Source organism: Enterobacter sp. IF2SW-B1 (assembly GCF_001743375.1).
Taxonomy (GTDB): domain Bacteria; phylum Pseudomonadota; class Gammaproteobacteria; order Enterobacterales; family Enterobacteriaceae; genus Enterobacter; species Enterobacter bugandensis.
The window spans coordinates 1-26477 of sequence record NZ_MJAA01000014.1; the positions used below are offsets into that span (position 1 = coordinate 1).

General features: G+C 55.1%; 22 protein-coding genes and 1 rRNA gene. 8 read left to right on the forward strand and 15 right to left on the reverse strand.

What is annotated here, in order from left to right; translation table 11 throughout:
• Positions 1-19 precede the first annotated feature (19 nt).
• Positions 20-135: ribosomal RNA gene (gene rrf, locus A6013_RS21900) — 5S ribosomal RNA — on the forward strand.
• 99 nt (positions 136-234) lie between these two features.
• Here rrf and mobB read toward each other — a convergent pair.
• On the reverse strand, positions 235-738 hold the full coding sequence (mobB, locus tag A6013_RS21905) for a molybdopterin-guanine dinucleotide biosynthesis protein MobB (RefSeq protein WP_048959965.1): 504 nt from the start codon (positions 736-738) through the stop codon (positions 235-237).
• Positions 735-1319: a molybdenum cofactor guanylyltransferase MobA gene (mobA, locus tag A6013_RS21910; RefSeq protein ID WP_069733768.1), complete on the reverse strand. Its 585-nt coding sequence runs from the start codon at positions 1317-1319 to the stop codon at positions 735-737. Before mobA ends, mobB begins: the two co-directional genes overlap by 4 nt.
• A 68-nt stretch (positions 1320-1387) precedes the next feature.
• Between mobA and A6013_RS21915 the strand changes: the two genes are divergently transcribed.
• From A6013_RS21915 to dsbA, 3 genes are all read left to right on the forward strand, one after another.
• Positions 1388-1657, forward strand: a complete 270-nt coding sequence (locus A6013_RS21915) for a YihD family protein (protein WP_008501866.1) — start codon at positions 1388-1390, stop codon at positions 1655-1657.
• Between the two features lie 75 nt (positions 1658-1732).
• Positions 1733-2719, forward strand: coding sequence for a serine/threonine protein kinase (locus tag A6013_RS21920; RefSeq protein ID WP_047366771.1), 987 nt, complete (start codon positions 1733-1735; stop codon positions 2717-2719).
• A gap of 27 nt (positions 2720-2746) precedes the next feature.
• On the forward strand, positions 2747-3370 hold the full coding sequence (gene dsbA, locus A6013_RS21925; protein WP_028014899.1) for a thiol:disulfide interchange protein DsbA: 624 nt from the start codon (positions 2747-2749) through the stop codon (positions 3368-3370).
• A 23-nt stretch (positions 3371-3393) separates the two neighbouring features.
• On the opposite strand, the gene A6013_RS21930 is transcribed toward dsbA, so the two are convergent.
• The gene (locus A6013_RS21930; RefSeq protein ID WP_045630627.1) at positions 3394-4302 is read right to left on the reverse strand and encodes an acyltransferase; all 909 of its coding nucleotides are present in this window, start codon (positions 4300-4302) and stop codon (positions 3394-3396) included.
• A gap of 440 nt (positions 4303-4742) precedes the next feature.
• Here A6013_RS21930 and polA point away from each other — a divergent pair, with 440 nt between their 5' ends.
• Positions 4743-7535, forward strand: coding sequence for a DNA polymerase I (polA, locus tag A6013_RS21935; RefSeq protein WP_069733769.1), 2793 nt, complete (start codon positions 4743-4745; stop codon positions 7533-7535).
• Positions 7536-7847: 312 nt separating this feature from the next.
• Here polA and yihA read toward each other — a convergent pair whose 3' ends face one another.
• Positions 7848-8477 carry a ribosome biogenesis GTP-binding protein YihA/YsxC gene (gene yihA, locus A6013_RS21940; RefSeq protein WP_045630625.1) on the reverse strand — a complete coding sequence of 210 codons (630 nt, stop codon included), beginning with the start codon at positions 8475-8477 and terminating at the stop codon, positions 7848-7850.
• Positions 8478-9054: 577 nt separating this feature from the next.
• Between yihA and yihI the strand changes: the two genes are divergently transcribed.
• Both yihI and hemN read left to right on the forward strand, forming a co-directional pair.
• Positions 9055-9570: a Der GTPase-activating protein YihI gene (yihI, locus tag A6013_RS21945; RefSeq protein ID WP_028014895.1), complete on the forward strand. Its 516-nt coding sequence runs from the start codon at positions 9055-9057 to the stop codon at positions 9568-9570.
• Positions 9571-9758: 188 nt separating this feature from the next.
• Complete coding sequence (gene hemN / locus A6013_RS21950; protein ID WP_069733770.1) at positions 9759-11132, forward strand: oxygen-independent coproporphyrinogen III oxidase; 1374 nt, start codon at positions 9759-9761, stop codon at positions 11130-11132.
• 53 nt (positions 11133-11185) lie between these two features.
• Here hemN and A6013_RS26990 read toward each other — a convergent pair whose 3' ends face one another.
• The 4 genes from A6013_RS26990 to glnA all read right to left on the reverse strand — a co-directional run bounded on the left by A6013_RS26990 (position 11186) and on the right by glnA (position 15459).
• Entirely contained in the window at positions 11186-11296 is a 111-nt protein-coding gene (locus tag A6013_RS26990) for a YshB family small membrane protein (protein ID WP_017382667.1), read from the reverse strand.
• Positions 11297-11406: 110 nt separating this feature from the next.
• Positions 11407-12819 carry a nitrogen regulation protein NR(I) gene (glnG, locus tag A6013_RS21960; protein ID WP_028014893.1) on the reverse strand — a complete coding sequence of 471 codons (1413 nt, stop codon included), beginning with the start codon at positions 12817-12819 and terminating at the stop codon, positions 11407-11409.
• Positions 12820-12830: 11 nt separating this feature from the next.
• Complete coding sequence (gene glnL, locus A6013_RS21965) at positions 12831-13880, reverse strand: nitrogen regulation protein NR(II) (protein ID WP_014172250.1); 1050 nt, start codon at positions 13878-13880, stop codon at positions 12831-12833.
• 169 nt (positions 13881-14049) lie between these two features.
• Entirely contained in the window at positions 14050-15459 is a 1410-nt protein-coding gene (glnA, locus tag A6013_RS21970) for a glutamate--ammonia ligase (protein ID WP_008501856.1), read from the reverse strand.
• Positions 15460-15837: 378 nt separating this feature from the next.
• Here glnA and typA point away from each other — a divergent pair, with 378 nt between their 5' ends.
• On the forward strand, positions 15838-17661 hold the full coding sequence (typA, locus tag A6013_RS21975; RefSeq protein ID WP_028014891.1) for a ribosome-dependent GTPase TypA: 1824 nt from the start codon (positions 15838-15840) through the stop codon (positions 17659-17661).
• Positions 17662-17712: 51 nt separating this feature from the next.
• Here the strand turns inward: typA and ompL are convergent, their stop codons facing one another.
• The 7 genes from ompL to yihU all read right to left on the reverse strand — a co-directional run bounded on the left by ompL (position 17713) and on the right by yihU (position 26450).
• Positions 17713-18399 (reverse strand): porin OmpL, encoded by a 687-nt coding sequence (gene ompL / locus A6013_RS21980; RefSeq protein ID WP_045260222.1) that lies wholly within the window; start codon positions 18397-18399, stop codon positions 17713-17715.
• Positions 18400-18473: 74 nt separating this feature from the next.
• Positions 18474-19898, reverse strand: coding sequence for an MFS transporter (locus tag A6013_RS21985; protein WP_069733771.1), 1425 nt, complete (start codon positions 19896-19898; stop codon positions 18474-18476).
• A 43-nt stretch (positions 19899-19941) separates the two neighbouring features.
• On the reverse strand, positions 19942-21324 hold the full coding sequence (locus A6013_RS21990; protein ID WP_069733772.1) for an MFS transporter: 1383 nt from the start codon (positions 21322-21324) through the stop codon (positions 19942-19944).
• A 45-nt stretch (positions 21325-21369) separates the two neighbouring features.
• Positions 21370-23394, reverse strand: a complete 2025-nt coding sequence (locus A6013_RS21995) for an alpha-glucosidase (protein ID WP_069733773.1) — start codon at positions 23392-23394, stop codon at positions 21370-21372.
• A 16-nt stretch (positions 23395-23410) separates the two neighbouring features.
• Positions 23411-24652, reverse strand: a complete 1242-nt coding sequence (gene yihS / locus A6013_RS22000) for a sulfoquinovose isomerase (protein WP_069733774.1) — start codon at positions 24650-24652, stop codon at positions 23411-23413.
• Positions 24653-24666: 14 nt separating this feature from the next.
• Positions 24667-25542 (reverse strand): sulfofructosephosphate aldolase, encoded by an 876-nt coding sequence (gene yihT / locus A6013_RS22005; RefSeq protein WP_045260226.1) that lies wholly within the window; start codon positions 25540-25542, stop codon positions 24667-24669.
• 17 nt (positions 25543-25559) lie between these two features.
• Entirely contained in the window at positions 25560-26450 is an 891-nt protein-coding gene (gene yihU, locus A6013_RS22010) for a sulfolactaldehyde 3-reductase (protein WP_069733775.1), read from the reverse strand.
• Positions 26451-26477 lie beyond the last annotated feature (27 nt).

Genomic DNA, 26477 nt, shown 5'->3' on the forward strand with positions numbered 1-26477 from the left:
TACAGATTAACAGAATTTGCCTGGCGGCTTTAGCGCGGTGGTCCCACCTGACCCCATGCCGAACTCAGAAGTGAAACGCCGTAGCGCCGATGGTAGTGTGGGGTCTCCCCATGTGAGAGTAGGGAACTGCCAGGCATCAAATAAGTGAAAAGGCCATCCGAAAGGATGGCCTTTTTGCGTTTCGGAACCACCGAATTTTGTAGGCCGGGCAAGGCAAAGCCGCCACCCGGCAAGTCAGACCGCACACCACTTCACAATAAACTCAGCAATCCCATCCTCATCATTTAAATCCAGCACCGGAACCTCAATATCGAGAGCAACATCGCTGGCCACCGCAATCACATGCTCATCCAGCGTTAACTCGCTGATATCGTGCCCGGCATCACTTCTGAACAGTAGGATCTTAGGCACGGCCTCATGCTTAAATCCCTCAACCAGCACCAGATCCAGCGTGGAGTGATCCATCCGGCTCACCAGATACGCGAGATCCAGCGGTGCCTCATCCGGCGTTTCTGTCATCAATGCCCAACGCTGGTTGCTTGCTACCATTGTCTGCGCGGCACCCGCTTTGCGCAGCTCATAGCTATCTTTACCCGGCTTATCGACATCCATATTATGGTGAGTATGCTTAATCAAGCCTGGACGAATACCGCGGGCGCACAGAGCGGGTATCAGTTTTTTCAGCAACGTGGTTTTTCCTGTCCCACTCCAGGCTGAAATGGCTAAAACAGAGTTCATCTCTTCTCCTGCATGGCCTGTAAATCTTCTAATGTGTTCACATTCACGAACGATGTTTTCATGTCGCTAAAATCAACAGCATGTCCGCCGACCTTACGCATAAACACCATCACTCTTCGTTCTCCGGAAGCCAGATAGTCGCTCATAGCAGGAATCAAGGATCGGTTAATGAGCGCGATAGTTGGGTGGTCGCGCTCGCCGTCATGCACCCAGACCACAGGTGAATCACCTCGCTGTTGCACCATCCGTTCCACCAGGCAGGTGGGTATAAAAGGCGTATCACACGAACAAAAGAGAAACCACTCTCCCTGCGACTGCTGCATCACCGAAAGCATGCCGGCCAGCGGCCCCGGAAAATCAGCAAGATTATCCTGATAAACGGGAAACCCGCTGCGCTGGTAAATATCGATATGGCGATTTGCGCTCAGCGCCATTGCCGATACCTGATCGACAAGCGTATCAGCGACATGCTGCCATAAGGGCTTGCCTTTCAGGAGCTGTAGTCCCTTATCTTCCCCGCCCATACGTGTAGCTCTGCCGCCTGCCAGAACGACCCCAGTGATTTCCAGGCTAAGATTCACGAATATCGCCTCTTTTATTGTGGGATTGACCCTGCTAACGTGTCACTCTAAATGAAAGGAGCACCACCATGAAATGTAAACGTCTGAATGAAGTCATTGAACTCCTCCAGCCGGCCTGGCAAAAAGAGCCAGAGCTGAATCTGATGCAATTCTTACAGAAACTGGCAAAAGAGTCAGGTTTTGACGGCGATCTGGCAGACCTTTCTGACGACATCCTGATCTACCACCTCAAAATGCGCGACTCAGCCAAAGATGCTGTTATTCCTGGTATTCAGAAGGATTATGAGGAAGATTTTAAAACTGCATTGCTGCGCGCCCGAGGCGTAATTAAAGAGTAAAAGCTTGTAAGCGGAGCCACCGAAATCGCTACAAGATGATATCCTGAATCATTCGTATAATTTCCGGATGATCGGATGAACGACCAGGCTTTTACTTTCCAGACACTACACCCGGATACCATTATGGATGCCCTGTTTGAACAGGGTATTCGTGTGGATTCCGGGCTAACTCCGTTAAACAGCTACGAAAACCGCGTCTATCAATTTCAGGACGAGGATCGTCAGCGCTTCGTCGTAAAGTTCTATCGCCCTGAACGTTGGTCTGCACAGCAAATTCAGGAGGAGCACCAGTTTGCTCACGATCTGCTGGTTGATGACGTCCCCGTTGCCGCGCCGATAAAGTTCAATAACCAAACGCTGCTCACGCATGAAGGGTTTTACTACGCCGTATTTCCCAGTCTGGGTGGCCGCCAGTTTGAAGCGGATAATATCGATCAGATGGAGTGGGTTGCTCGCTATCTGGGACGCATTCATCAGACGGGACGTAAAACAGCGTTCACTGCCCGACCAACGATCGGGATTCATGAATATCTCACCGAACCACGTCAGATATTCGAAACGTCTGCGCTGATCCCCGCTGCGTTAAAGGATGATTTCCTCAACGCCACCGATAAGCTTATTGCTGCGGTGAAAACCTGCTGGCGTGATGATATTTCCGTTCTGCGCCTACATGGCGATTGTCACGCCGGAAATATTCTCTGGCGCGATGGACCGCTGTTTGTCGATCTCGACGATGCGCGCATGGGACCAGCGGTTCAGGATCTGTGGATGCTGCTCAATGGCGACAAAGCCGAGCAGCGCATGCAGCTTGAAACGATTATTGAAGCCTATGAAGAATTTAGCCCGTTTAATTCAGACGAAATTGCCCTGATTGAGCCTTTACGTGCGATGCGTTTTGTTTATTATCTCGCATGGTTAATCAGGCGTTGGGACGACCCCGCATTTCCTCGTAATTTCCCGTGGCTTACCGGAGAAGATTACTGGCGCAGCCAGATATCTACATTCACTCAGCAGGTTAAGGTTCTTCAGGAACCCCCTCTGCAATTAACGCCGATGTATTAATTGGACACACCCAGGAGAGAGTTAATCATGAAAAAAATTTGGCTGGCGCTGGCAGGTATGATTCTGGCATTTAGCGCTTCTGCTGCGCAGTTTACCGACGGTAAACAGTTTATCACGCTGGAAAAGCCGGTTGCTGGCGAGCCACAGGTTCTGGAGTTCTTCTCATTCTATTGCCCGCACTGCTATCAATTCGAAGAGGTGCTGCATGTTTCTGACAACGTGAAGAAGAAGCTGCCGGAAGGCACCAAAATGACCAAGTACCACGTTGAGTTCCTGGGCCCGTTGGGTAAAGACCTGACACAGGCGTGGGCGGTTGCGATGGCGCTGGGCGTGGAAGATAAAATCACTGCTCCAATGTTCGAAGCCGTACAGAAAACCCAGACCGTTCAGACCACTGCGGATATCCGCAAAGTGTTCGTTGATGCCGGTGTGAAAGGTGAAGAGTACGACGCCGCGTGGAACAGCTTTGTAGTGAAATCTCTGGTTGCTCAGCAGGAAAAAGCGGCCGCTGATCTGCAGCTTCAGGGCGTTCCGGCGATGTTTGTTAACGGCAAATATCAGCTGAACATGCAGGGCATGGACACCAGCAGCATGGATATTTTCGTACAGCAGTATGCTGATACCGTGAAATACCTGGTTGAGAAGAAGTAATTTCGTTGATATGAAAACGCCGGTCACTGACCGGCGTTTTTGTATGAAGATTTAATGCTGTCTATCTGTTCGTCTTTCTCTTTCCAGAGCGTATTAAGCCACTGCTGGAAACCACGTTTAAAATTCTTATCGTTAACGTAGTCACCGTGCAGCCCGGCATCGATCGGCACTAAATTCACCCGAACAACAATGCGCGTCAGCTTGCCGCTGAGCATATCGAAGAATGGCGTCCTGTCATTTTCCGGATAGCAGAGCGTAACGTTCAGAAGTTTATCGAACTGTGCACCCAGCACGTTAAGCGCCATCGCAATACCCGCCGCCTTTGGCGGAAGAAGGTTCTGATAAGGGGAGCGTGTTTGTTGACGTTTATCTTCCGTAAACCGTGAGCCTTCAACAAAGTTCACGATGGTCGTTGGATGTGCGCGAAACTTTTCACAGGAGCGGCGGGTGGTTTCCACATCCTTACCGCGACGCTCCGGATGACGAATCAGATAGCTGCGCGAATAGCGTTTCATAAACGGCATATCAAGCGCCCAGCAGGCCAGCCCGATAAAGGGCACCCAGGCGAGCTGCTGCTTCAGGAAGTACTTGTTCATCGGGATATGTTTGCGAAAAAGCACGCATAACACCACGATGTCCGCCCAGCTGTGATGATTGCAGATCAGCAGGTACCAGTTCTTTTTGTTGAGGCTCTCCAGCCCTTCGACATCCCACTTAAGATGCGGATTCAGGCACAGCAGGATCGCTAACCCTTCACACCAACAATACATCATGAAATTACAAAACGCAGAGACGGATCGCCACACCGCAGGCACAGGCAGCAGCAGTTTAACGATCCCGGCGATAATGATTGGCACAGAACACGCAATCGTCACCAGAATTGTTAAAATGATGCTTAGCGGTAATGTTATTGCAGCGAGCAATCTCGACATGATGAGCTTTTTCAGGTGGTTAGCTTTAATGGACCCGCCGATGATACGGCGCTGGGGGCTGATTTTATCAGAAAAGTGACAAAATTATGGCGCTTTCATATCGTCAATAGACGGCTTTTCCCCTGAAGCAGAAGAATTCTCTAATATTGTGCGCTAATCAGGACTTATATCCACATAGACTAAATTGCCATCAGCAGGCTATTTTCATGCAGTGTTAGTTGTTAACATTATGATATGTAATGGTTTATTCTCAACGCGTGCCTGCTTTTAGTATCTGTTTTTCATTTGAAGTGAAAATATTCACAAACTTATCCACAGTTTGAATTTTGCGAGCGATCCTCACGATCGCAAAATCTTTTCCTGTATCGAACCTGAATAACTGATGTTTTCATCCTTCTGTGGCATCCTTTACGCATAAATTGATTAAAGGCACGGACATTATGGTTCAGATCCCAGAAAACCCACTTATTCTCGTCGACGGCTCTTCTTACCTGTATCGGGCGTACCATGCGTTTCCTCCTCTGACCAATAGCGCAGGGGAACCTACCGGCGCGATGTACGGCGTGCTGAACATGCTGCGCAGCCTGATTCTTCAGTATCAGCCCACCCATGCGGCTGTCGTTTTTGATGCGAAAGGCAAAACCTTCCGCGATGAGCTGTTCGAACATTACAAATCCCATCGTCCGCCAATGCCTGACGATCTGCGTGCGCAGATTGAGCCACTGCACGCCATGGTGAAAGCAATGGGCCTGCCGCTGCTGGCCGTCTCTGGAGTGGAGGCTGACGACGTCATCGGTACGCTGGCGCGTGAAGCTGAAAAAATGGGCCGTCCGGTGCTGATCAGCACCGGTGATAAAGATATGGCGCAGCTGGTGACGCCAGGTATTACCCTGATCAACACCATGACCAACACCATTCTGGGGCCAGAAGAAGTAGTCACTAAGTATGGCGTGCCGCCAGAGCTGATTATCGACTTCCTCGCGTTGATGGGCGACTCCTCGGATAACATTCCTGGCGTTCCTGGCGTCGGTGAAAAAACCGCGCAGGCACTGCTTCAGGGGCTGGGTGGCCTGGATACGCTCTACGCGGAATCCGACAAAATCGCCGGACTTTCCTTCCGTGGCGCAAAAACCATGGCCGGGAAGCTGGAAGAGAACAAAGAGGTGGCTTATCTCTCCTATAAGCTGGCAACAATCAAAACCGATGTGGAACTGGAGCTGGGCTGTGAGCAGCTGGAAGTGCAACAGCCTTCCGCTGACGACCTGCTGAGCCTGTTTAAGAAATACGAATTCAAGCGCTGGACCACTGACGTGGAAGCCGGTAAATGGCTGCAGGCAAAAGGGGCCAAACCTGCTGCTAAGCCGAAAGAGACGATTGTCGTTGATGCCGAAGATCAGGCGGAAGAAGAAGCCGCAGCGCTCTCCTTCGACAACTACGAAACCATTCTGGAAGAGTCACAGCTGATCGCCTGGATCGAGAAACTGAAAAAAGCGCCGGTCTTTGCCTTTGACACCGAAACAGACAGCCTCGACAACATCTCAGCCAATATGGTGGGATTGTCCTTTGCGACAGAGCCGGGTATTGCCGCCTACGTTCCCGTGGCGCACGACTACCTGGATGCGCCGGAGCAGATCTCCCGCGAGCGCGCGCTCGAGCTACTGAAGCCGATTCTGGAAGACGAAAAGGCGCTGAAGGTTGGGCAAAACCTCAAGTACGACCGCGGCATTCTGCAGAACTACGGCATTGAGCTGCGCGGGATTGCCTTTGACACTATGCTCGAATCCTACATTCTGGACAGCGTGGCGGGCCGTCATGATATGGATTCCTTATCTGACCGCTGGCTCAAGCACAAAACCATTACCTTTGAAGAGATTGCTGGTAAAGGGAAAAATCAGCTCACTTTTAACCAGATTGCTCTTGAAGAAGCAGGGCGCTACGCGGCGGAAGATGCCGACGTCACGCTGCAACTGCATCTGAAGATGTGGCCGAAACTGCAGAAGCACGAAGGTCCGCTGAACGTATTCCAGCATATTGAAATGCCGCTGGTGCCCGTGCTGTCCCGTATCGAACGCAATGGCGTTAAGATCGATCCAACGGTGCTGCATAACCACTCTGGCGAGCTCGCGCAGCGTTTGACCGAGCTCGAGCAGAAAGCGCATGACCTTGCCGGCGAGCCGTTTAACCTCTCTTCACCGAAACAGCTGCAAACTATCCTGTTTGAAAAGCAGGGCATCAAGCCGCTGAAGAAAACCCCTGGCGGCGCGCCGTCAACCTCTGAAGAGGTGCTGGAAGAGCTGGCGCTGGACTACCCGCTGCCAAAAGTGATTCTGCAGTACCGTGGTCTCGCGAAGCTGAAGTCTACCTACACGGACAAACTTCCGCTGATGATCAACCCGAAAACGGGCCGCGTGCACACGTCGTATCATCAGGCGGTAGCGGCAACCGGGCGTCTCTCGTCAACCGATCCTAACCTGCAGAACATTCCGGTGCGTAATGAGGAAGGGCGCCGCATTCGTCAGGCCTTTATAGCCCCTGATGACTACCTGATTGTCTCGGCTGACTACTCGCAAATTGAACTGCGCATTATGGCGCACCTGTCCCGCGATAAAGGTCTGCTGACGGCATTTGCGGAAGGAAAAGACATCCACCGGGCGACCGCGGCGGAGGTCTTTGGTTTACCGCTGGACAACGTGACCAACGAACAGCGCCGCAGTGCAAAAGCGATCAACTTCGGTCTAATCTATGGCATGAGCGCGTTTGGCCTTTCACGCCAGCTAAACATTCCGCGCAAAGAGTCGCAGAAGTATATGGATCTTTACTTCGAGCGTTATCCGGGCGTTCTGGAATATATGGAACGCACCCGCGCGCAGGCGAAAGAGAAAGGTTACGTTGAAACCCTGGATGGCCGTCGTCTCTATCTTCCGGACATCAAATCCAGCAACGCGGCGCGCCGCGCTGGCGCAGAGCGTGCGGCGATCAACGCCCCGATGCAGGGTACCGCAGCGGACATCATCAAGCGCGCAATGATCGCCGTTGATGCCTGGCTGGAGAAAGAGAAGCCGCGCGTGAAAATGATCATGCAGGTACACGATGAACTGGTGTTTGAAGTGCACAAAGACGATCTCGATATTGTGTCGAAAAAGATCCATGAACTCATGGAAAGCAGCATGACGCTAGATGTGCCGTTGCTGGTGGAGGTGGGAAGTGGTGAAAACTGGGATCAGGCTCACTAAAGGTTCTTTGAATAACGCGCTTTTTATGTAAGTTAGCAACATAACAACACGCGTTTTGTGACGATCATTAGAATTCCCTATGTAAAGAATGAAAAAAAACTACAAAAAGTGCTTTTTCTACAGCAAAAAAAGGGGTAGAGTTATCGACGTAGGGTACAGAGGTAAGATGTTCTATCTTTCAGACCTTTTACTTCACGTAATCGGATTTGGCTGAATATTTTAGCCGCCCCAGTCAGTAATGACTGGGGCGTTTTTTATTGCGGCAAAGAAAAGTTCGGGCAAAAAAAAGCGCGGACATCGCCGCGCTCGGTATTACTCTTCTTCCGCTTCCGTCGCGGGTTCCAGCTCGTTAAACCAGCTGTCGAGCTTCTGACGCAGCTTGTCCACGCCCTGTTTTTTCAGCGAAGAGAAAGGCTCAACCTGTACATCGCCATTGAAGGCCAGTACCGCTTCGCGAACCATATTCACCTGCGCTTTACGCGCGCCGCTTGCCAGCTTGTCGGCTTTCGTCAGCAGCACCAGCACGGCAATATCGCTTGCTACGGCCCAGTCGATCATCTGCTGATCGAGATCTTTTAGCGGGTGACGAATATCCATCAGCACCACCAGACCTTTCAGGCACAAGCGTTTTTCCAGGTATTCGCCCAGCGCACGCTGCCACTTGATCTTCATCTCTTCAGGCACCTGCGCGTAGCCGTATCCCGGCAAGTCTACGAGGCGTTTGCCTTCAGCCACTTCAAAGAGGTTAATCAGCTGGGTACGGCCAGGTGTTTTTGAGGTACGCGCCAGGTTCTTCTGATTGGTCAGCGTATTCAGGGCGCTGGATTTCCCCGCATTTGAGCGGCCAGCAAATGCCACTTCAATACCGGTATCAGAAGGCAGGTGGCGAATATCGGGCGCACTGGTGACAAAATGCGTCTGTTGGTAGTTCCAGGTAGTCACGTGGTCGTCTCCAAAAATCGTAATCTGGAGGGATTATACCCGAATGCGGGCAAAAGGCTTTTCTCATTGCACGAGGCTTGCAGGCGAATGCCCAAACGGCTGTAAGAGATCGGCTAATGTTGCTATGGGAGATTTCAGAGAATTCGCAGGCGTTAAAAAATGCAAACTGTTTTAAATCATAAGCTTATTTCTAGGTAATTATCTGAAAATCCGTATTTGTACCGTTTCGTTGCTTGTTAGTTTAACGGAACAAGGTAAAGTATGCGGCAAGGCGAGGAAGCCAACAGGAAATCGACTTAAGGATTAGGGTCAGGAGCGCCAGGAGGCGAAGACGCAGGATAGTCAGGACGACCAGCGCCTGGAGGCGTTTTAACAGGAAATGGAACCATACACGGACGGTATCAGCCAAAGGATAAACAGGGTGTGTTGTTGGTAAACATGGAATGTCTGACCCGTTAAGGGTTGTGAGTCAGGAAAAAAGGCGACAGATTGCTCTGTCGCCTTTTTTCTTTGCTTGCTTTCTGCTAGATTTCGCCGCAATTCTATACTGAAGAAAACGACTTTAAGATAAAACATCATGAAAAAACCAACCTCCGCTGCGGGCGCGAAACGCCCTGCAAAAGCACGCCGCAAAACGCGCGAAGAACTGAACCAGGAAGCGCGCGATCGCAAACGCGATAAGAAGCATCGTGGCCATGCTGCGGGTAGCCGTGCCAACGGCGGTGGTGCAGCGGGCGCCTCTGCAAAAGGCAAACAGCAGAAAGACCCTCGTATCGGCAGTAAAACTCCCATTCCACTGGGCGTGACAGACACCCCGGTCACTAAGCAGCACAAACCAAAGAGCGAGAAACCTATGCTTTCACCGCAGGCTGAGCTGGATATGCTGGAGAACGATGAGCGCCTGGACGCGCTGCTGGAACGTCTTGAAGAGGGTGAAACCCTGACCGCCGAAGAGCAGTCATGGGTAGATGCCAAACTGGACCGCATTGATGAGCTGATGCAGAAGCTGGGTCTGTCTTACGATGACGAAGACGACGAAGAGGAAGAAGAAAAGCAGGAAGATATGATGCGTCTTCTGAAAGGTGGAAACTAACATTTGCACCCGGCAGGCACGATAGTCCTGCTTATAACCCTTCCGGTTATATGTTATCTGGTGTGGTTATTCGTTAAACTACGGCGGTTGTCGCGGCGACAGAAGTGGCTGCGCACCCGAATGATGGCCCGCGATGGGGCCAGAACGGGCCGCCGTATACGAACGCGACACCAACGGAAGGAGTGAGCATGTCAGCACCAACTATCGACTGGGATTTGGCCCTAATCCAGAAGTATAACTATTCCGGGCCGCGTTATACCTCATACCCCACCGCGCTGGAGTTCTCCGATGCCTTCGGCGAGGCGGATTTTCTGCAGGCCGTCGCGCGCTATCCAGAGCGTCCGCTGTCGCTCTACGTCCATATTCCGTTCTGTCATAAGCTCTGCTACTTCTGCGGCTGCAATAAAATCGTGACCCGTCAGCAGCATAAAGCCGACCAATACCTCGATGCGCTCGAACAGGAAATTGTGCACCGCGCACCGCTTTTTAAAGGTCGTCACGTCAGCCAGCTTCACTGGGGGGGCGGCACGCCAACCTATCTCAATAAGGCGCAAATAAGCCGCCTGATGACGCTGCTGCGCGGAAATTTCAATTTTAACGACGACGCCGAAATCTCGATCGAAGTCGATCCGCGTGAAATTGAGCTGGATGTTCTGGATCACTTACGCGCCGAAGGCTTTAATCGTCTGAGCATGGGCGTGCAGGATTTCAATAAAGAGGTGCAGCGTCTGGTCAACCGCGAGCAGGACGAGGAATTTATCTTCGCCTTACTCAACCACGCGCGTGACATCGGCTTTACCTCGACCAACATTGACCTGATTTACGGCCTGCCAAAGCAGACGCCGGAGAGCTTCGCCTTCACGCTGAAGCGCGTGGCTGAACTTAACCCGGACCGCCTGAGCGTCTTTAACTACGCGCACCTGCCGACGCTATTCGCCGCCCAGCGCAAAATCAAAGATGCCGATCTGCCTTCTGCCCAGCAGAAGCTGGATATCCTGCAGGAAACTATCACTTCTCTGACCGAGAGCGGCTATCAATTTATCGGCATGGATCACTTTGCCCGTCCGGATGACGAGCTGGCGATTGCCCAGCGCGAAGGCGTACTGCACCGTAACTTCCAGGGTTACACCACTCAGGGCGATACCGATCTGCTCGGCATGGGTGTCTCCGCCATCAGCATGATCGGTGACTGCTACGCGCAGAACCAGAAAGAGCTGAAGCTCTACTACCAGCAGGTTGATGCAACCGGCAACGCGCTATGGCGCGGCATCGCGCTGACCCGTGACGACTGCATTCGTCGTGATGTGATTAAGGCGCTTATCTGCAACTTCCGTCTCGACTTTAGCGACGTGGAAGCACAGTGGGATCTGACATTCAGCGAATATTTTGCGGAAGACCTGAAGCTGATTGCGCCGCTGGCGAAAGACGGGCTGGTGGATGTGTCGGAGAACGCGATTGAGGTCACGCCGAAAGGGCGTCTGTTGATCCGTAATATCTGCATGTGCTTTGACGCGTATCTGCGCCAGAAGGCGCGTATGCAGCAGTTTTCACGGGTGATTTAAGGCGCAAAGCCGGGTAAGGCGAAGCCGCTACCCGGCTTTTACATTTCAACCTGCTAGCTAAACAGCCCAACCAGCGCCGCACATAATACCGCAGCAACAGCGGTTTGCGGCGTGTGGCTTTCAGCTGCTCCGCTCGACAGTAAAGTCACTAATGATTCCAGCATGATGGTTCCCCCAATTTCCGGGCACGATCATACAAAACTCATCGGAACAGTAAAGCGCAAAATAACGGCAATTTGCGCTCAATTAATAACCTTTACACAGCGGCGTACGATCACTCCATTCCCAGCTCTTTCAGCTTGCGCGTCAGGGTATTACGTCCCCATCCCAGCAGGCGCGCGGCTTCCTGCTTATGGCCCTGCGTATGACGAAGCGCGGTGGTCAACAGCGTACGCTCCATCTCTGGCTGAGCCTCAGACAGCAGGTTTTGATGACCGGAACGCAGCGCGCGGTCGGCCCACTGCGCCAGCAGCGTTGCCCAACTGTCCGGCAGCGCGTGCCCGGTGCTGCTTTCGGGCGCGGTGGCCTCAAACAGTTCGGCAGGGAGATCCTGAATCAACACTTCCTGGCCGGCGGCCATCACGGTCAGCCAGCGGCAGGTGTTTTCCAGCTGGCGTACGTTGCCCGGCCACGCCAGACGGGTGAGGGCGGCATCGGTTTCCGGGTGAAGCTGCTTGGCTTCCACGCCCAGCTCGCGGGCCGCCACCTGCAGGAAATGACGCGCCAGGCGCGGGATATCTTCCCGACGCTCGCGCAGCGGCGGCAGGTGGACGCGGATCACGTTCAGGCGATGGAATAAATCCTCACGGAATTTGCCCTCCTGCACGCGCAGCTCCAGGTTCTGGTGCGTCGCGGCGATAATGCGCACGTCCACCTTCACCGGCGCATAGCCGCCCACGCGGTAAAACTGCCCGTCGGCCAGCACGCGCAGCAGGCGAGTTTGAACGTCCAGCGGCATATCGCCGATCTCGTCCAGGAACAGCGTGCCGCCGTCAGCCTGTTCAAAGCGCCCCTGGCGAATGGTGTTCGCGCCGGTAAACGCCCCTTTTTCGTGGCCGAACAGCTCGGACTCAATCAAATCCTTCGGGATCGCCGCCATATTGAGGGCGATAAACGGCGCTTTTGCCCGCGGGCTGTGGCGATGTAACGCATGCGCCACCAGCTCTTTACCTGTACCCGATTCCCCGTTAATCAACACGCTGATGGACGAGCGGGACAGACGGCCAATAATGCGAAACACGTCCTGCATTGCCGGCGCTTCGCCGATGATGTCAGTGGTTGGCCCAAAATCGGGCGCGTGGCGCGGCTGTTGTTGCTCCTGGTAGTGGCTAATCGCGCGCTCAACCAGCGCCACCGCTTCGTCGATATCGAACGGTTTGGGCAGATAATCGAATGCCCCTTGCTGGTAAGCGCTCACCGCGGCATCCAGGTCGGAATGAGCCGTCATTATGATGACCGGAAGCATAGGATGGCGCTGTTTGATCTGCTTTAACAGCGCCAGCCCGTCCATGCCCGGCATGCGAATATCCGACAGCAGAACATCCGGCGTTTTGGTGGTGAGTGCGTCGAGCACCTCGCTGCCGCTCTCAAACGTCGTGCAGCTTAAACCTGCCCCTGTGAGCGCGCGTTCAAGCACCCAACGGATGGAGCTATCGTCATCGACTACCCAGACTATCCCTCGTTGCATAAACGTCACCTTTATTTTTTAATCGGCAGGAAAACCGAAAACTCGGTATGTCCCGGCCAACTGGTAAATTCAATTTTTCCGGAGTGCTGATCGATCAAGCTGCGGGCGATAGATAAGCCCAGTCCCGTACCGCCTTCGCGCCCGCTTACCATTGGGTAGAACAGGGTGTCCTGCAGATGAGAAGGAATGCCAGGCCCGTTATCCTCAACGTCGATGCGTGCCGCCAGACGATAGCGCACGCCGTGCAGCGTAAGCTGGAAGGCGGTGCGGGTGCGTAAAATAATCTCGCCGCCTTCCGGCCCCAGCGCCTGCAGGGCATTGCGCACAATATTCAGCAGAACCTGCTCAATCTGGTCCGGGTCATGCGCCAGTTCCGGCAGGCTTGGGTCGTAATCACGCACCAGCGTGACGTTCTCCGGCAGCTCCATGGAGACGAGCTTCACCACCCGTTCAGCGACTTTATGAATGCTTTCTGAAACGTGCATACCCGGCTGCTGCGGCCCGAGCAGGCGATCGACCAGGTTACGCAGGCGGTCCGCCTGCTCAATGATGACGTTGGTATACTCCGCCAGCGCAGGGTCGGGCAGGGCTTTGGTCAGAAGCTGCGCCGCGCCGCGTAATCCACCCAGCGGGTTTTTGATTTCATGCGCCAGACCGCGCACCAGGTCACGGGCGGCAATTTGCTGCGCATGCTGAAGCTGCTCCTGGCTCAGGCGACGCTGATTATCCATCGGCGCCATTTCCAGCAGGATCAGTCCTTCCGGCAAACGTTGCGCGGTAAGGGAAAGAATATGTGAGCGCCCGTCGATCACCAGCGTGACTTCGTTATCGGTGAACCCCTGACCGGCCTGCAAACTTTCCTGCATCAGGCCAATATTCAGCGAGAAATAGCTCAACAATTCAGGAAGCGGGGTGCCAAACAGTTTGCGGGAACTCTGGGCGAGCAGCTGTTGCGCCGCCGGGTTGGCGTAATGGACGGCCAGCTCGTCGTCGACCAGCAGGATGCTGTTAATCAAAGAATTGAGGATCTGCCCAGCATCGGGCAGCGTGCCAGTTGCCATTCAGCAGTCTCCTGGAGTCGTTGCACTGTTTTAGTGCAGTATAGCGGTTTCGGCGTAAAAAGCGCGTGAGATCAGGTTGTTGGTGGAGAAAAAAGCCCATCCGGAGATGGGCTAAAAGTTTCCACGGCAACTACCCCCGGCGCTTTTGACGCCGGGTAAAACAACTAAATTAAACGCTGTAGTACAGTTCGAACTCAACCGGATGCGGAGTCATGCGCACGCGGTCGTTCTCTTCAGTACGCAGGGCGATGTAAGCATCGATAGCGTCGTCAGTGAATACGCCACCCGCAGTCAGGAACTCGCGGTCTGCATCCAGCGCCTGCAGGGCTTCTTCCAGAGAGCCAGCAACCTGTGGGATCTCTTTCGCTTCTTCTGGCGGCAGGTCGTACAGGTTTTTGTCCATCGCTTCGCCTGGGTGAATCTTGTTCTTGATACCGTCCAGACCGGCCATCAGCAGCGCTGCGAAGCACAGGTATGGGTTAGCCGCTGGGTCCGGGAAGCGCACTTCGATACGACGCGCTTTCGGAGACGCCACCACCGGGATACGGATGGAAGCAGAACGGTTACGCGCAGAGTAGGCCAGCATAACTGGCGCTTCGTAGCCCGGGACCAGACGCTTGTAGGAGTTAGTGGTTGGGTTCGCCAGGGCGTTGATCGCTTTAGCGTGTTTGATAACACCACCGATGTAATACAGCGCCTGCTCGGACAGACCGGCATATTTGTCGCCAGAGAACAGGTTGGTACCGTTCTTGGACAGAGACATGTGGCAGTGCATACCGGAACCGTTGTCGCCAAACATTGGTTTTGGCATGAAGGTCGCGGTTTTACCGAAACGGTGCGCAACGTTGTGCACAACGTATTTGTAGATCTGAATTTCGTCCGCTTTTTTGGTCATGGTGTTGAAGCGGGTTGCCACTTCGTTCTGACCCGCAGTCGCCACTTCGTGGTGGTGCGCTTCAACAACCAGGCCCATCTCTTCCATCACCAGACACATGGTGGAACGGATGTCCTGTGCAGAGTCGACCGGAGGAACCGGGAAGTAACCGCCTTTCACACCAGGACGGTGACCTTTGTTACCACCTTCGTATTTGGTGGAAGAGTTCCATGCGCCTTCGATGTCGTCGATAGCCACGTGGGAGCCAGAAATAGAGGCACCGAAGCGGATGTCGTCGAACAGGAAGAACTCTGGCTCTGGCCCGAACAGAACGGTGTCCGCGATGCCGGTGGAACGCAGGTACTCTTCAGCGCGTTTAGCGATAGAACGTGGGTCGCGGTCGTAGCCCTGCAGCGTGCCTGGCTCGAGGATGTCGCAGCGAATGATCAGAGTTGGTTCTTCGAAGAACGGATCAATGACCGCTGTGGTTGCGTCTGGCATCAGAACCATGTCGGATTCGTTAATGCCTTTCCAGCCACCAATGGAGGAGCCGTCAAACATTTTGCCTTCTTCAAAGAATTCGGCGTTCACCTGATGAGCAGGGATTGTGACGTGCTGTTCTTTACCTTTGGTATCGGTGAAGCGCAGATCAACAAACTTCACTTCATGTTCGTTCAGCATCGTCAAAACGTGTTCAGCGGACATACTTAACTCTCCAGATTGGTCATTGTCGTCGTGGTAACGAGGTCTTCAATTTCTGTTGGTACTGGCTGTTGCCATGTATTTTTTATAAAGCGAAATCTGTGCCAACTTTTAAAACACCCCAAAAAGGCGTTATCATGCGCACCATAGTGCAAAAGGGCTGCACCATGATGGATTTGTTGCACCAGTATAGTGCTTCAATGTGAACATTAAGCACCATATTGGTGCAATTTACGTTAAAGTGCCCTTTTACCGCTCCGTGAAAGCGATCACAAAGCATCTCTGCAATACTTGTTTGCGGGGGATGTTTGTGATCCTGTTTTGTAGTGCGATTAATCCGTGTACAATAACGCGCTATTTCTAAATGCCTGAGGCAAAGTTGTGATCGAAAATTTGCGTAACATCGCCATCATCGCGCACGTTGACCATGGTAAAACTACCCTGGTTGATAAGCTGCTGCAGCAATCCGGTACGTTTGATGCGCGTGCCGAAACCCAAGAACGCGTGATGGACTCCAACGATTTGGAGAAAGAGCGTGGGATTACCATCCTCGCGAAAAACACCGCGATTAAATGGAATGACTACCGTATCAACATCGTTGATACCCCAGGGCACGCCGACTTCGGTGGTGAAGTTGAACGTGTAATGTCCATGGTAGACTCCGTTCTGCTGGTCGTTGACGCAATGGATGGCCCAATGCCACAGACGCGCTTCGTGACCAAAAAAGCTTTTGCCCATGGTCTGAAGCCAATCGTTGTTATCAACAAAGTTGACCGCCCTGGCGCGCGTCCTGACTGGGTTGTTGACCAGGTCTTCGACCTGTTCGTTAACCTCGACGCGACCGACGAGCAGCTGGACTTCCCTATCGTTTACGCCTCTGCGCTGAACGGTATCGCAGGTCTGGACCACGAAGACATGGCTGAAGACATGACCCCGCTGTATCAGGCGATTGTTGACCGTGTTCCTGCGCCAAACGTTGACCTGGAAGGCACCCTGCAGATGCAGATCTCCCAGCTCGACTACAACAACTACGTTGGCGTAATCGGCATTGGCCGTATCAAGCGCGGTAAAGTGAAGCCTAACCAGCAGGTCACTATCATCGATAGCGAAGGCAAAACCCGTAACGGTAAAGTCGGTAAAGTCCTGACTCACCTGGGTCTTGAGCGTATCGAGAGCGACATCGCTGAAGCGGGCGACATCATCGCGATCACCGGTCTGGGTGAACTGAACATCTCCGACACCATCTGCGATCCGCAGAACGTCGAAGCGCTGCCAGCCCTGTCCGTTGATGAACCAACCGTATCCATGTTCTTCAACGTCAACACCTCTCCGTTCTGTGGTAAAGAAGGTAAGTTCGTTACCTCTCGTCAGATCCTTGACCGTCTGAACAAAGAGCTGGTGCACAACGTTGCGCTGCGCGTTGAAGAAACCGAAGACGCTGATGCATTCCGCGTTTCCGGTCGTGGTGAGCTGCACCTGTCTGTTCTGATCGAAAACATGCGTCGTGAAGGTTTCGAGATGGCGGTTTCCCGTCCGAAAGTAATCTTCCGCGAAATCGATGGCCGTAAACAAGAGCCGTTCGAAAACGTAACGCTGGACGTAGAAGAGCAGCACCAGGGTTCTGTGATGCAGGCACTGGGCGAGCGTAAAGGCGACCTGAAAAACATGAATCCAGATGGCAAAGGCCGCGTACGTCTCGACTACGTGATCCCAAGCCGTGGCCTGATCGGCTTCCGTTCTGAGTTCATGACCATGACCTCCGGTACCGGCCTGCTGTACTCCACCTTCAGCCACTACGACGACGTTCGTCCGGGCGAAGTGGGCCAGCGTAACAACGGCGTACTGATCTCCAACGGTCAGGGTAAAGCGGTTGCGTTTGCGCTGTTCGGTCTGCAGGATCGCGGTAAGCTGTTCCTGGGTCACGGTGCTGAAGTTTACGAAGGCCAGATCATCGGTATTCACAGCCGTTCTAACGACCTGACGGTAAACTGCCTGACCGGTAAGAAGCTGACCAACATGCGTGCGTCCGGTACTGACGAAGCAACGGTTCTGGTTCCACCGATCAAGATGACCCTGGAGCAGGCTCTGGAGTTCATCGATGATGACGAACTGGTAGAAGTGACTCCACAGTCAATTCGTATCCGTAAACGTCACCTGACCGAGAACGATCGTAAACGTGCTATGCGCGGTGCGAAAGAAGACTAATACGGTCAATCCGTAGTAAAAAAAGCCGCTGAGAAATCAGCGGCTTTTTTATTAGAACGAATAACGTAACCCCAGGCGGATCCTGTACTGCTCGCGGTTGTAATCATTCCATCTGTCCAGCCACTGGAGTTCGAGGTACGGCAGCCAGTTTCTGTCGATCTTATAGCTGAACTTGTTGGTAATTTCCCAGTGATGGTCTTTACCATTTTTGCTGTGGTAATCATTTATCCGCTGGAAAAAATGCGGCTCAAAGGTATAGAAAAACGCATCCGTTACTTTGAAATTCCAGTAGTTGGCGAATTCGTGCGTGTCGTTCTTATCCATCTGCCCGTTATAGTCCGGCGTATCGTAATTGTTATGGTTATAGCGATAGCGGAACGTCAGATTAAACCCGTCCGTGAATTTATAGTTGGTATCTAAATAAACCGCGCCACCCGAACCGGCGCTGCTGTCGTTGATCAACCCGCCCGGCTGGAAGGTGAGTTTGTCCGTCGGTTTAAAGAGCGGATACCACCCCTCTATTTCGTTATAGCTGTGCTTGAGCTCATCCCACCTCCCCACGTTGTAGGCGTTGGTGAACATCAACCCCGCGCCCATATCGAAGTTATAGCCGGCACGCAGGATCACTTCGTGCAGCTCAGAGGCCGTATTGTAGGCTTCACGGGTTTCAACATAGGCCCCGGCGAATACCGGGCAGGACACAGACGACACGATCAGTACAGTGATGATTCTTTTCATAATTTGTCCATGTATCAGGTACAGAAAGGCCTCCCTCCTGATGAACAGGAAGGAAATACTGGCCGAATTTATTGTTATAAAGTGACTGCTGACGCTTTATTGTTGGGTGTTATCTCAGGGGTATTCGCTGACTGTTTTTTCCGTTTTCCAATCTCCTCGATAATAAAGGCGAAGCGCGCTTCGTTGAGTTTATAAAACAGCCCCATGGTCACGGCGGCGACGATTGCCAGGCCGCACGGCCAGAGGAAAATAAGCTGACGCAAACCCAGCAGCGTGCCCGCGCTCTGCACGGCGTGAGGAACGTAGCCGATCTGGGTCAGCATGATGCCGGGCAGGAAGCCGGCGAGAGCGGCGGAGATTTTGCGCGAGAAGGTGTAGCCGGTGTAAACCGATCCCTCGGCGCGGATGCCGGTTTTCCACTCGCCGTAATCAACGGTATCCGGCACCAGCGCCCAGTTCAGGCTGTTCACAAACGCGGTGCCGAAAAAGGCCATGCAGGAAAACAGCACGAACAGCAGGGAGCTGGTTCCCCAGAAGAAGTTCAGCACGTCGCCCACCGCCCACAGCGCCAGCCCGCCCAGATAGACCGGCTTCTTGCCAAAGCGCTTCACCGCGCCGGGCACCAGAAACACGCCAATCAGAATGCAGCCCATGCTGAAAAAGCCCATCCACGACAGCAGATGCAGATCGTTCAGCACGTACTGGGTGTAATAGACCTGAATCGCCAGCTTGATGTTGAACGCGGCGAGAGTACACAGGTTGGCAATGCACAGCACCAGCAGCGGCGGATTGCGGAAAATCGCGCAGAACGATTTCAGAATGCCGGGCTTATGGTGATCGGGCGTTATCTCGACGTAGCGCTCTTTCACCCCGCTGTAGCACCACCACATGCAGAACAGGCCGCCGGTGACGAACACCAGCGCAGCCACCAGATAGCCGAGGGAGGGCTGGTGGACGAACAGCGCCTGAATGGGCATAAAGCCGACGGTGCAGAGCAACAGCCCCACCGTTGCGCCGCCCTGTCGCCACGCCGCCAGCTGCGCGCGCTCGTTCGGGTTTTTGGTGATGGCAGGGACCATCGCACCGTAGGCGCAGTTCATCAGGCTGTAGCAGAGCCCAAACATCATGAAGAGCACGGTGGCGAGCGCCGTTTTGACCGTCAGGCTAAAGTCGTTGGCCATAAACTGCGCCGTCGCGACCAGCGCCACCGGGACGGAGGCGTAAAGTATGAATGGCCGGAACTTCCCCCTCGGGCCAATGTTACGCCGGGAATCCAGCAGCACGCCGGTCAGCATGTCGGTGAACGCGGTAAAAAACTTCGCCACCAGGAAAATAATGCCTCCGTAGAACGCGGGCATCCCCAGTTCATCGGTGTAAAACTTCAGCAGGTACAGCGTGCCAATACAGAGCATCAGGTTCGAGCCAAAATCGCCCATCCCGTAGGCGCACTTCTCTCGCAGGCTCAATTTCAGGGTTAACGGATCAGTATTGTATGTCATGGTCGATCCTCAGAGCGCCCCGCAGGGCGCTCTATCACGTCATTTAGGCCGTACGTTTGCGCAGTTCGATCTCTTCCACGATGCGCACATACATCTTCTCGTTGAGGTTGTAGAAGCAGCCCATCGCCACGATGGTGATGACCGCCAGCAGGCTCGGGTAGATAAATATCAGCTGCCGCAGCCCTTCAACCGTCCCGGCGGACTGCACCACGTTGGGCACATAGCCGATCTGGGTGAGCATGATCCCCGGGAAGAAGCCCGCCAGCGCCTGCGAGACCTTCCTGAAGAAGGTAAAGCCGGTATAGACCGTCCCTTCGGAGCGTACGCCGGTGCGCCACTCGCCGTACTCCACGGTATCGGACACCAGCGCCCAGTTCAGGCTGTTCACAAACGCGGAGCCGAAGAACGCCAGGCAGGAAAACGCCACAAAGCTCACCGAGCCGCCGCCGAAGAAATAGTTAAGCAGATCGCCCGCCACCCAAATTGCCAGCCCGCTGATATAGACCTTTTTCTTGCCGAAGCGCCGCACCGCGCCGGGCATCATAAAGACGCCGATAAAAATACAGCCCATGCTGAAGAAACCCATGTACGACAGCAGGATCGGGTCGTTCAGCACGTACTGCGTGTAGTAGACCTGAATGGCGAGCTTAACGTTAAACGCGCCCAGCGTGCACAGGTTCGCGATACACAGGATAAACAGCGGGCGGTTCCCGGCAATGGCGCGAAACGACTGCAACAGCCCCGGCTTTTGCGCCGGGTTAGCAGGCTGCGTCTCGACGTAACGCTCGGTGACGCCCTTATAGCACCACCACATAAAGAACAGCCCGAACAGCGAGAAGAGAGTGGCGGCAAAGATGTAGCCAAGCTGGTCGTCACCCTCAATCAGGTTCATCACCGGGACAAAGCCCACCGTACAAAGCAGCAGGCCGAGCGTGGCGCCGCCCTGACGCCAGGCCGCCAGCGAGGCGCGCTCATCCGGGTTTTTGGTGATGGCGGGCACCATCGCGCCGTAAGAGCAGTTCATCATGCTGAAGAACAGGCCGTACAGCATGAACAGCACCGTCGCCATCACCGTTTTGCCGGTGATTTCAAACGGTGTGCCGACGAAGTTGGCAATTGCCAGCAGCGTCACCGGGAACGCCGCGTACAGTACGAACGGGCGGAATTTCCCTTTCGGGCCAATCTTGCGCCGGGAGTCGAGCATGATCCCGGTGCCCATATCGGTGAAGGCGGTAAAAAACTTCGCAATCAGGAAGATAATCCCGCCGTAGGTGCCGGGCAGCCCCAGCACGTCGGTGTAAAACTTCAGCAAATAGAGCGTGCCGATATCCAGCAGGATGTTAGAGCCGAGATCGCCCATCCCGTAGGCGAGTTTTTCTTTAAACGGCAGGCGTAGGGTTGCCGGATCGGAAGTATGTTGACTCATTATTGTTCTCCGTCTGCCCGCAGGTTTCCCTGCGGGCGAGCCTTATCAGATATCACGTAAGGTGCTAAACAGATCTGCCCATTCGCTGTGCTGGCGATAGAAGACCGGCGGCTTGCCGATCGGGGCATCAACGGTCACGTCACCGCCCTGGCAGGTTTCTCCGGTCCACGCATTGACCCAGCTGTCCTGCGGCAGATAGAGCGACCAGTCCCGGCGGCCCTCTTCATGAACCGGTGCTACCAGCAGATCGCGGCCAAACAGGTACTGGTATTTCAGCGTGTAGGCGCGCGCGTCGTCCTCATAGTGCAGGAACAGCGGACGCATCACCGGCAGGCCGCTTTTCGCGTTCTGCGCAACCGCAGCTTTGATGTACGGCTTCAGGGTAGTGAACACGGTGGTCATGCGCGCGAAGTGCGCGATGGTTTCCGCATCGCCGTCGAACTGCCAGTTGTCGCCAGGGCGGTTGCCCTCGTGGGTACGCATCATCGGCGTAAAGGCGCTGAAGTCGCACCAGCGCAGCAGCAGCTCCTTGCTGCGCTTCATCTCGAACAGGGTGGTATAGCCGCCGATGTCGCTGTGGTGCAGGCCGTGCCCGGTCATCGCCAGCGACAGCGCCGCAGGGATGACGGACGCCAGGCCGTCATCCAGGCTCCAGTCGACGTTCTGATCCCCCGCCCACATCATCACCGAGTGCTTCTGGCTGCCGGTGTAGCCCGCGCGCATGAAGAACAGGATCTCGCCGAGTTTGCCGGTCTCCTGAAGCGCCTCGTAGTTACATTTGGCCCACAGGGCAGGCCAGGCGTTATGCATGATCTCCGCGCTCACGCCGTTGTGCAGGAAGGTATCGGTTGGCAGATATTCCCCGAAATCGGCCATCCAGCCGCCGCAGCCCAGTTCGATCAGGTTCTTTTTAATGACCTCTTTGTACCAGCCGTAGGCTTCCGGGTTGGTCAGGTCGATAACGCCCGCGTAGAACTCACCGAATTCAACGTGGTAGTCCTCACCGTCGGCGTTTTTGGTCAGATAGCCGCGTTTCGCCGCCTCTTCGCAGAGATCTTTATCGCTGGCGACGTACGGGTTGATATAGGAGAGGAACTGCACCCCTTCCTGTTTCCACTTCGCAATCCGCTCATCAAGCTGCGGATAGAGTTCGCTGTTCCACTTCCAGTTCCACATCACGCGTTTGCCGAAGGAGGTCATGCGGATGCCGGACCAGTCCTGCGCCCAGATGCCGTTCACCTTCACGCCGCCCTCGCGCATGGCGTCGAGCTTCTGCTGGCACACCTCGGTGCCGCCCTGTATGCCCAGCGTCACGCCGTCGTACACCCAGTCCGGCAGCTCAGGCTGACGTCCCAGCAGGCCGGTCAGTTTTTCCAGCAGATCGACGTAGGTTTGTGCACATTCGAAGCGCAGCGTGGCGTTATCTTCCCAGAACGCCAGCTCGTGGAAATCCGGCGCGCTGAAGTCAAAGTTCATGTAGCAGCTGTTATCCACGTGGCAGTAGTACTTCTGGGTGCTCACGAAGGTAGGCTGCGGGAAGAAGGTCCAGTAGTAGTCACCACCCGCGTTCTCTTTGCAGTCGGCCTGCCAGGTGACGTAGGTCTGCTTGTTGCGCCCCACGCCCTGCTCGCTGGTCCACAGCGGGAACGGCTTGCCGCGCAGATCGAAATACGAGAACTGCTCGCCGCAGCCGTAGATATGATCTTCCGGCTGCGCCGCCAGCCGCAGCCAGATGCGGTTATGGCCGGGAGCATCATTTTTCAGCTTCAGCTCCAGACGGCCTTCCGCATCCACGCCCACCAGCAGCGTGGCGCTCACCGCATCGCCGCGGGTAAAGCGGATCGCCCAGCCCGCGCTTTGCTGCGAGACGGTCGCGTCCGTCAGGGCAATCTTTTCGTTGAGCTTGTCTTTAATGCTGAAGTTGCCGCGAAACATCTCGATATCCGCCTCGCCTGCGCCAATCCACAGGCAAGGCGCTTCTTCGGAGTGGGACAAAATCAGGCGATCCTGCCAGCGCAGGGTGAAGCCACGTTCGTTATTTTTCAGGTCAATATTGTGTAGGGTACGCATAAAAACTCCGTCTTTATTATTTGGCCTGGCTATCCAGCAATCCGGCGGCGACGGCAGGCGCTAAGCCCGGCGCCAGCGGCAGGCGGGGGATCACCAGGCAGTGCAGCAGATGGTAAATATCCTGCTTGCCGTCCCAGACTTTGGTGGTCACTTCGTTATTGGTGTCCAGCTCCTGCCACCAGGAACCGTTTTCGTAATCCATCAGGTACTTGATGCAGTAATCCCACCACTTCTGATACCAGGCTTCGTACTGCGCCTCGCCGGTCACGGTATAGAGGGCATAGGCCGTGCCCATCGCCTCGACGATTGGCCAGCGCACGCGTTCCCGCACGATAGGCTTGCCGTCCCAGCCCACGGAGTAGACAAACCCGTCGGCGCCGTCGGGTGCCCAGGCGTCGCGGATGGTGGCGTGGAACAGGCCTTTTGCATCTTCCAGCAGCCACTCCGGCGGGGTTTCAAAGCGCGCTTCCAGCGCGGCGCGCAGATGCAGCATCAGGCGGCCCCACTCAATCCAGTGCCCCGGCGTGCCGCCGTAGGCGCGGAAGCGGTGAGCAGGGTTATCGATGTTGTAATCGCGGATTGGGTTCCAGTCGGTGTCGAAATGCTCGTTAACGCGATACTCACCTTTGCGCGCCACGTCGTGAATAATCACCGAGGCGATGCGCAGGGCGCGGTCGAGCCATTTCCGGTCGTGGATCACGTCATAGACAATCAGGAAGGCTTCCACGGCGTGCATGTTGGCGTTACCGCCGCGGTAATCTTCCGTTTTGCTGAAGGCTTCATCCCAGGACTCGAGGCACATTTGCTCCTGTTCGCTCCAGAAGTAGCGCTCAATCACCTCGATGGCATCGTCCAGCAGCTTGCGTGCCTGCGGGTGTCCGGTGGTGACGGCGCTCGCCGCGCCCAGCAGGACGAAGAAGTGCTGATAGCCCTGCTTGGAGGCATCAATTACGCCTTCATCGTTTACGCAGGCGTACCAGCCGCCGTGCTGTTTGTCGCGCAGCGGACCGTTGAGGGCATTAATGCCGTGCTCAACCAGCGCATACGCGCCGGGACGGCCCATGTTCGCCGCCACCGCGTACACGTGAAGCATGCGGGCGGTGATCCAAAGATGAGTGCCCATATCGCTGCGAACCTGCCCGTTATTGCCCAGCCAGCCAAAGCCGGTCGGTACGGCGGCGTTTTTGCCGAAATCGAGAATGCGGTCGGTCTCTTGTTCGAGCCAGCGGTTGTGGCTCAGGGTGTTAAACCATTTCATGTTCGGGTCCTTTCTTAACGGCGAGCCATCATTTCGTCGACGATCTCACCCAGACGCTGAAGTTTTGGTACGGAAATATCACGCAGCATCAGCTCGGTATCCGGCAGGCCAATCACCGATGACCAGACGGCGCGACCGGCTAAAAAGCCCGATGCCCCTGCCTGCATCGCCACGCTCACGGCGCGCGGGAACAGCTTATCGTCCACGCCGGAGGAGAGGATCACCCACGGCATGGCGATGTTCTCGTTCAGCTTCTGCGAGGCCGCCAGCAGTTCCTGCTGCGTGCCCTTACCAAACAGCGGCATCTCCACCTTATAGAGGTCGGCACCGCTGTCGCCCAGCTCTTTAGCCGCATCGATAATCGCCTGTTCGCGGTTAAATTCGGCTCCGCGACGCGGCGGACGCACCACCGGCTCGATAATGCTCAGCAGCCCGTTGTCGTGGCACAGCGTATTGAACGCTTTCACCATCTCCAGGCGCTGCTGCGGATCTTCATCGCTACGCCACAACACCAGCAGCTTGAGCGCCTTGCCGCCGTCGCGTTTGACCGCCTGCGCGTCGATGCTTTTGTCGATCACCACGCTGTCGACCGGAATACCGTTCCCCGGAATAAACTCGTCGGCCGCCACAATCATCGCGCAGCTGTTGGCTACGGCCTGCTGCTCCACAATCTGGCGATAGCAGAACTGCTGGTCGACGAGAATGGCAGAGGCGTACGGCGACAGAATCTTCGCCGCGTTGACCTTAAAATCCGTCAGGTGCTGGTCGGTTACCGGCACCGGCGCGCCTGCGGCGGCAAACATCAGGCGCATCGCTTCGCGCTGATCCACGGCCAGCATTGCAAAACCGCCGGAAGGTCGGGTGATATCTTTCAGGGTGTACATCGTCATTCCTCAGTCCTTTCGTATCAGTGTGATTTTTTCAGCCCGGCAGATGCGCGAACCTGTTCAAGAATGGCCGTCCAGTCTTCGCGCCCGCGCCCGGCGGCGCGTGCCTGGTTGTAAACTTCGCGGGACGCCGCGCCCAGCGGCATCGGAACGTGGAGCTGGTTAGCCACGTCCAGGGCGATCCCCAGATCTTTATGCGCAAGGTCGATCATGAAGGCCGGGGAAAGATCCCCTTTCAGCACCTTGTTCGGCCATGAGGTAGTGAAGTGGCCTTTACCCGCCGGCGTGCCGCTCATCACCTTCAGCGCCACCTCAAAGGAGAGACCAAGCGCTTCACACAGTACCGCCGCCTCGGCGGAAAGCGCGTTCAGGGCGATGCTCATGTAGTTGTTGATGAGCTTCACGCGGATGCCCATGCCTGGCCCGCCGGCGTTAATCAGCTCACTGCCCATCGCCATTAAGACGGGGGTGGCGCGTTCCACCTGCTGCGTGGTGCCGCCTGCCAGCAGAAGCAGCGTGCCGGCGATGGCATGGTCGGACGTGCGTCCCACGGGCACGTCCATCATGCTGAAGCCGCGTTCAGCCATATCGCGGATCAGCGCGTCGGTTTGCAGCGGGTGGATGGTGGACATATCAATCACCAGCGCGTCGCGGGATAACCCTTCGCACACGCCGTGCTCGCCGAACAGCACGCTGCGCACCAGGTCGCCGTTTGGCAGCATGGTAATGACGAATTCGGCGTCCGTTGCGGCCTGAGCGGGCGTAGCCGCCGCCCGTGCGCCGCTCTCCACCAGCGCCTGAACCGCCTGCGGGTTCACGTCAAAGACGTTAAGCTGGTGGCCTTGCTTCAACAGATTCTTCGCCATTGGCGCGCCCATCTGCCCTAAACCGATAAATGCGATCGCTGACATGCCTCTCTCCTGTCACATCGTGTCAAT

Bases quoted from the DNA above. Each gene is read 5' to 3' on its own strand.
- glnG (WP_028014893.1), bottom strand. From the start codon at position 12,819: ATGCAACGAGGGATAGTCTGGGTAGTCGATGACGATAGCTCCATCCGT.
- A6013_RS21915 (WP_008501866.1), top strand. From the start codon at position 1,388: ATGAAATGTAAACGTCTGAATGAAGTCATTGAACTCCTCCAGCCGGCC.
- glnL (WP_014172250.1), bottom strand. From the start codon at position 13,880: ATGGCAACTGGCACGCTGCCCGATGCTGGGCAGATCCTCAATTCTTTG.
- yihT (WP_045260226.1), bottom strand. From the start codon at position 25,542: ATGACGATGTACACCCTGAAAGATATCACCCGACCTTCCGGCGGTTTT.
- A6013_RS26990 (WP_017382667.1), bottom strand. From the start codon at position 11,296: ATGCTGGAATCATTAGTGACTTTACTGTCGAGCGGAGCAGCTGAAAGC.
- ompL (WP_045260222.1), bottom strand. From the start codon at position 18,399: ATGAAAAGAATCATCACTGTACTGATCGTGTCGTCTGTGTCCTGCCCG.
- yihU (WP_069733775.1), bottom strand. From the start codon at position 26,450: ATGTCAGCGATCGCATTTATCGGTTTAGGGCAGATGGGCGCGCCAATG.
- dsbA (WP_028014899.1), top strand. From the start codon at position 2,747: ATGAAAAAAATTTGGCTGGCGCTGGCAGGTATGATTCTGGCATTTAGC.
- yihI (WP_028014895.1), top strand. From the start codon at position 9,055: ATGAAAAAACCAACCTCCGCTGCGGGCGCGAAACGCCCTGCAAAAGCA.
- glnA (WP_008501856.1), bottom strand. From the start codon at position 15,459: ATGTCCGCTGAACACGTTTTGACGATGCTGAACGAACATGAAGTGAAG.
- polA (WP_069733769.1), top strand. From the start codon at position 4,743: ATGGTTCAGATCCCAGAAAACCCACTTATTCTCGTCGACGGCTCTTCT.
- mobB (WP_048959965.1), bottom strand. From the start codon at position 738: ATGAACTCTGTTTTAGCCATTTCAGCCTGGAGTGGGACAGGAAAAACC.
- A6013_RS21930 (WP_045630627.1), bottom strand. From the start codon at position 4,302: ATGTCGAGATTGCTCGCTGCAATAACATTACCGCTAAGCATCATTTTA.
- A6013_RS21990 (WP_069733772.1), bottom strand. From the start codon at position 21,324: ATGAGTCAACATACTTCCGATCCGGCAACCCTACGCCTGCCGTTTAAA.
- A6013_RS21985 (WP_069733771.1), bottom strand. From the start codon at position 19,898: ATGACATACAATACTGATCCGTTAACCCTGAAATTGAGCCTGCGAGAG.
- A6013_RS21995 (WP_069733773.1), bottom strand. From the start codon at position 23,394: ATGCGTACCCTACACAATATTGACCTGAAAAATAACGAACGTGGCTTC.
- A6013_RS21920 (WP_047366771.1), top strand. From the start codon at position 1,733: ATGAACGACCAGGCTTTTACTTTCCAGACACTACACCCGGATACCATT.
- yihS (WP_069733774.1), bottom strand. From the start codon at position 24,652: ATGAAATGGTTTAACACCCTGAGCCACAACCGCTGGCTCGAACAAGAG.
- hemN (WP_069733770.1), top strand. From the start codon at position 9,759: ATGTCAGCACCAACTATCGACTGGGATTTGGCCCTAATCCAGAAGTAT.